This is a genomic window from Pseudoalteromonas phenolica (assembly GCF_005876835.1).
GTDB classification, from domain to species: Bacteria; Pseudomonadota; Gammaproteobacteria; order Enterobacterales; family Alteromonadaceae; genus Pseudoalteromonas; species Pseudoalteromonas phenolica_B.
This window is the reverse complement of the sequence record NZ_PPSW01000033.1, coordinates 33,524-39,523: the sequence shown is the minus strand read 5'-3', so window position 1 is coordinate 39,523 and position 6,000 is coordinate 33,524. Positions and strand designations below refer to the sequence as shown.

At 38.5% G+C, this 6,000-nt stretch carries 5 protein-coding genes; 3 read left to right on the top strand and 2 right to left on the bottom strand.

Going from position 1 to position 6,000, the window contains the following annotated elements; genetic code table 11:
* Positions 1-488: 488 nt before the first annotated feature.
* From C1E24_RS18370 to C1E24_RS18360, 3 genes are all read left to right on the top strand, one after another.
* Positions 489-1,397: a PD40 domain-containing protein gene (locus C1E24_RS18370; RefSeq protein WP_138483998.1), complete on the top strand. Its 909-nt coding sequence runs from the start codon at positions 489-491 to the stop codon at positions 1,395-1,397.
* A 95-nt stretch (positions 1,398-1,492) separates the two neighbouring features.
* Positions 1,493-1,684 (top strand): hypothetical protein, encoded by a 192-nt coding sequence (locus C1E24_RS18365; RefSeq protein WP_138483996.1) that lies wholly within the window; start codon positions 1,493-1,495, stop codon positions 1,682-1,684.
* 297 nt (positions 1,685-1,981) lie between these two features.
* Positions 1,982-2,632 (top strand): hypothetical protein, encoded by a 651-nt coding sequence (locus tag C1E24_RS18360; RefSeq protein WP_138483994.1) that lies wholly within the window; start codon positions 1,982-1,984, stop codon positions 2,630-2,632.
* Positions 2,633-2,947: 315 nt separating this feature from the next.
* On the opposite strand, the gene C1E24_RS18355 is transcribed toward C1E24_RS18360, so the two are convergent.
* Positions 2,948-3,817: a PhzF family phenazine biosynthesis protein gene (locus tag C1E24_RS18355; protein WP_240722051.1), complete on the bottom strand. Its 870-nt coding sequence runs from the start codon at positions 3,815-3,817 to the stop codon at positions 2,948-2,950.
* A gap of 132 nt (positions 3,818-3,949) precedes the next feature.
* A complete protein-coding gene (locus C1E24_RS18350) occupies positions 3,950-5,974 on the bottom strand; it encodes a methyl-accepting chemotaxis protein (RefSeq protein WP_138483992.1) in 2,025 nt (674 codons plus the stop codon).
* Positions 5,975-6,000: the final 26 nt, after the last annotated feature.

Below are 6,000 nucleotides of genomic sequence, written 5' to 3'. Positions count from 1 at the left end.
CCTAATACTGGAAGTTAATACCAATCCTCAATAATACTTAATCATTTTGAGGGACTAAAACTGACGTTAGCTTCGTTGATAATTTCTTATTTAGAACAACTAAATAGCAAAATTTTCGCCTAGCTATCGACAAGTTTTACTTGCCTCAAAATAGATCACTTAATTAAGAGGATTGGTATAACTCTAAATTCAAATACTAAGTTAGTGAAAGACAGTTTCCCTCTCAAATTGTCTTTCTATTACTTCTAGTTAATTTGGTTTCAACCGAACCTATTTATATTAACAGCACTTTTCCAACTTGCAGAACAACCAAATCAACCCTGCCTAAAACCTTTAATATATTGAAATTATTGCTAATAAAAAACATCAGTAAGACGTCAGACTGATTTCATAGCTCTTTCATGTTTTTTATTTTTACAAAGTGGAATATCGCATCATCAAGTCAAAGCTCGTTGACTGTATTAAGTCTAGTTACAGGAAGAAACACTATGTTAAAGAAATTGATAGTCTTAACTTTATCTTTATTACCTCTTTCTCAGTTACACGCTGAGCAGACTGAGTTCGCCACATTTAAAGGCGCATATATGGGTCAGCAAACCCCGGGGTTAACTGCAGAGCCTTTTGCTCCAGGTATTATTTCAACAAAGGCTTGGGAGCTTCAGGGTGTATTCGCACCCGGTATGAAAGAGTTTTATTACACCATTGATCTTGCGCAAGGCAGCAAGGGCAAAAAGTTCAGCCCAACAGTAATTGGCTACAAGCTAGAAAATAATACGTGGCGTAAATTTACCCAGTTCCCTCGCCGTGGTGGATTTGTATTCTCTGAAGATGGTAACACCATGTATATGGCTAAACAGTACAGAGAGCGAACAACTGAAGGCTGGTCTGAATTTAAAAGCTTAGGGCCATTAATCGACAAAGAAGCATTCGGCATCATGCGTCTATCAGCATCAAAACAAGGCACGTATGTATTCGATGACTTCAAAAGCAAAGATCTCATTCGTATTTCTAAAGTAGTTAACGGCCAACGCCAAGCCCCAGAAGCCATGGGAAAGCAAATTAACACAGGGAAATGGACTGCTCACCCTCTTATCGCACCGGATGAAAGCTATATTATTTGGGATAGCGAAAGAGAAGGCGGCTTTGGTAAGTCAGATCTGTATATTAGTTTCAAGCAAGCCAACGGTGATTGGGGCAAGGCCATTAACATGGGTCCAGAAGTAAACTCAGCAGAAAGTGATTTTTACGCAAGCGTTACACCTGATGGAAAATACATTCTTTTTAACCGAACTATCGACAGAGAAAAAAGTGATATAGACATCTATTGGTCTAGTGCTGAAATCATTGAAAGATTGAGAGAAAAACACAGCAATAACAACGCGACTTTAACTGAGTAAATACACACGTATTTTCGAGTGGCACACTGAGATCCCTGCTCGATTGTGCCATTTGAGTCTAAAACTCGCTTAACAGCAAAAAATATAGGAAAGATATGAAGCTAAGCACTGTTGTAATCTCATTATTCATTTTGATTCTGCCTTTAAGCAACATGGCTTATGATCAAAATGAAAAACCAGAACTTGCAGATAAGTATTTAGGGCAAACACCGCCCAGCTTAACCACTAATCACTTTGCAACACTCTGTGAGAATAAATATCTTACTTTAACTACCCTAGCAGCCTAACTTTCAAATAGAAAACAGACTCCTATAACCTTAAATAATTGTCACTAGATGTTAACACTATGTTTTATAATTTATTTTAGGTACAATCTCAAAGCTTTCTAACAAATAATTAAATTGACATGTTCACTTATGTGTTGGTATTTGAACTGAAAAGTTTGTAACTCATTAACCTCTCATCAGTCTGATAATAAATAGAAAATAAACATTATGCTTAGATTAACTTCGATTTTTTTAATTACATTTCTATCTGGTTGCACAGCTACTTATCAACCACTCACTGCAACCTATGGATATATTGTGATCCCAAAAGAAGACACCTACTATGTTGAATATCATGGAAAAGATAAAGCATTCGTAGACGCTAGTTGGTTAAAAGCAGCTGAAGAAACCTGCCCAGATGGTTATAAGGTTATTTCAAAAAATGATGAAACAATCCATGGCAGTTTCAAATCGCCAGTTGCTGGACAAATGGTTAACTTAGGAACTCAAGATTTCTTATTATCGGGTCAAATAAAATGTAATTCAATTATTGAACCTAAAACGCAGCTAACTAACACCTATTGGTTACAAAGCAAAATAGTGCAAGAAAACCCTTTGAGTAGTGCATATGTTGCAAAACAAATAAACATGACACATGGTCAAGTTAGATTTCTGGCTACTGCTCCAGCTCTAAAAATTGTTGATTACTTAGACTGGAAGTTTGGTGAAGCAGTTGGAGATATTCAACAAGGTGATGTCAAAACAAAAATTTGGGTAAACAGAAAAGGGGCTATTCCTGTTGGTTATGTTTTAACATTCAAAGAGAATTGTGCGCAAAAAATCAAAGTTGTTCCACCTATGGCGATGTTATTAACTGGTTTTAGTTCGAGTAAGGATGCTGAAGTTATTAGAACCGCAGATAAAATGGTCTATACAATTAATAAAGATTGTAATGAAGAACAAAGCTGATACATAAGTCTATTTATTAGCTCATTTGATAATAAAATGTTGATAGTAAAGCGCTCAAGCGGGCTTTACTAAATCACTGTATAATTAAATTGAAGTCACCTGAACTGATTATACGGTTAGATCCGGTGTCAACCACCTGTTATTTAAGTAGATTTTATGAAAAAGAAGGCTTCTCTAATATTTACTGGGTAAACACTGAGGTGATTGAAAAACGAAGGCCTAAAATCGAATAGCGCAAAGCATGTTACCGCATTTTCAATCATTACTATAAGTACTCTTTTTAATACCGTGGCATTAGTGATGCCACGGTATTTTTTAGCTTACCTTTAAAACGCCTATTTCTTTAGCTTCACCACCTACCTCGACTTTGCTTACTTGGCCGTTTTCTAATTTTACACTCGCACTCAGCCTGGACACACAACCCATAGCGCGGCCTTGTTCAAAAACAAAATCAAATGCCTCTTCACCTTCAAAAACATGCTTAACAAGATAACAAGCCAAAGCGCCACTTGAACTACCTGTCGCTGACTCTTCTGGAATACCAAAAAGCGGCGCGAAATTTCGGCAACTAGCAGTGAATTCACTGTCAGAATCATTTAGCTCAAAAGCATGCATGCCAATTAAATCGAACTTTTCACAAAACTCGCTAAGCTTCTCGTTATCTACTTCTAATTTGTCTAAACAACCTAAAGGCACTGGCACAATCACATCATGTAAGCCTGTGGAAATGACTTCAATGGGTAACTGAGTTGAAGATAATACGTCAAGCGGTAAACCAATTAATTCAACGATATCTTCATACTCGAAGGTTTGTAAATAAGTCGGGCAAGCTTGCTCCATCACTACACGACCATCTTCTTCAACATTAACTGATAAAATACCGGCTTTAGTGCGTTGTTTATACTTGCCTGCAGAAATTAGATTCTTGCTCAATAAAGTTGAAAAAGTAGCAAGCGTCGCATGCCCACAAAAATCGACTTCATCAGTAACAGTGAAAAACGATACTTCAAAGTCCACTTCATCATCTTTTGAGACAAACGCAGTTTCTGAGTAACCTACAGCTTGTGCTATTTTGAGTTTTTCAGCATAAGAAAAGTCGTCCGCGTTTAGTACTACTCCAGCTGGGTTTCCGCCTTTGCCGTCCATTGTGAACGAATTAACTAAAATAGCGTTTATACTTTGCAAATCAACACCTTTAAATTATTACCTAATCGTTATGAAGTTAACCTTCAAAGTACAAGAGCGCAATCAAAACGTTTACTGATTAAAATAAAAAAGCAGCTATCAAAAGCGGCTTATTTGTTAATCTCTGAGCAGTTAAAGCTTAAACCTTTCTACAGAGTCAGCCAGCCTGTGCGCAAATTCACTTAATGACTCACTGCCTTTGGCCATTTGTTTCATCGAGCTGGCATTTTCGCTTGCGGTATCTTTCGCTTCTAGCATGACATGGCCAATACGCTGACAATCGCCCTCTTGTTGCCCCGCAGATTGTGTCACTTGCTCACTTAAATGCGTCACTTCATTTAGCGCATCTTCAATTTGTTGCATTACAGCAACCAATGCTTGGCTTTGTTCAACACAAACAGATGCATCTGTTTGCCCTACATGAATCGCATTAGCAGCTTGCTTAGTATCTTGCTGTAAGGCTGAAATCATCTTATTGATTTCTTCGGTTGAATCTTGAGTACGAGATGCCAATGTTCTAACTTCATCAGCAACAACCGCAAAACCTCGACCTTGCTCACCCGCCCTTGCGGCTTCAATGGCAGCATTCAGGGCAAGCAGATTTGTTTGCTCAGCAATCGACACAATGGTATCTAAAATCGACCCTATATTGTTACTATGAGAGGTTAATCGGGTCATCATCTCTACCGCTTCAGACATTTTCTCATCGAGTGACTCTATATGAGACTGGTTATCAACCACTAAGGTTGATGCCTCTGTCTTACGTTCATTGGCTTGAAGTAAACTCTCTAAGCTTTGTTGCGCATTGTGAGACACATTTGATGCTGAACTTGATACATTTTGCGCCAAGCTTGCTGCATCATCCATTCTGATCATTTGTGATGCAGCATTATCTGCTACTAGCCGACTCTCAGACAGCGACTTTTCAGACACACTATCAAGCTCGTGAACTTTGGTGTTTATGTCATTCAGTAAGTTTCTAAGGCTGTCTTTTACCCTGTTAATATTATCAATTAGAGTACCAAATTCGTCGTCATTACGCTTTTTCATGTCGCGAGAGAAATCTCCCTCGGCCAAAAAATTCAGCATTTTATTTACAGCTTTCAAAGGGGAGAGCATGGCTTTACTGGTCGAATATGCAATAAATGCTGCTAAACCGACAAAGATGATCACTAAGATAATCGCACTGGTTTGGGCTTGAGCAATCAATTCTTGTGTAAGTTTTTGAGACGATTCAAACGATGTTTTGGTCTTATCTTGTATTGCATTTAATGCGCTAATGACATTGACAGAGTGCAGTTCTGATTGACGATAAGCGGCTGTAGCATCAACTTGAGACTGGCGTTGTTTATCAAGCTGAGCGTATAAACTACCAGGTGAGCGAAGTAAACGCTCAAGCTCCCGTTGTGCATTTTCAAAGTTGTTAAATACTTCCTCTGCATTAACGCCTTGAGCTTGACGTTTAAGAAAAGCAAAGTTGTCACTGATATTGTCTAAAATAAAAGACATATCTTCTTTGTGTGCGCTGATATTAGTTAGGCTTAATGTCGGGATCTGTTTTGCGTTACTTTCTAACGTAAACAGCATGTCGTCAATGCGCACGCCAGTCCCCATCATTTCTTCAAGCTGACGACCATTTACCCCTTCGAGCAATTCTATATCAAGCATTGCTAAACTTGCTTGTTCTTTGCTATCAAGAAGTTTTATGAGGAGTGAAGAGATGTCATTCTGAGCAAGGAGTGATGTAGTTTTAAGTGCAAGCATTCTTTCGCCTGCTTGCTCCATAGCCTCAACAGTTTGTTCAACCTTTGATACTGAGCCACTTAAAGTTTGATCGTATGACAACTTGTTTTTGAGTTGAACTACTAACGTCTGCTGCGATGATGCGGCTTTGTCAAAGCTTTGTTTTGCTTGAGTAACCTCACCAGGTGATTCTAAGTTGTAAGCTTGAGCAATGAGTTTGCTTAACCTCAATTGCTGAAGCTGAAGCTCATCAACGGCCCTTTGCCCTGGTAGTGTTATGTCTGTTACTTTTCTATTTGCATCACTGATCTGTGACAGCGCCATATATCCCAATGAGCACGCCAGTAAAAGCAAAATCCCGATTGCCCCAAAGCCTGCTGTTATTTTTTGTTTTATTGTTAAATTGCTAAGCATAAAAATGGTTCCCACGGTTGAGGACC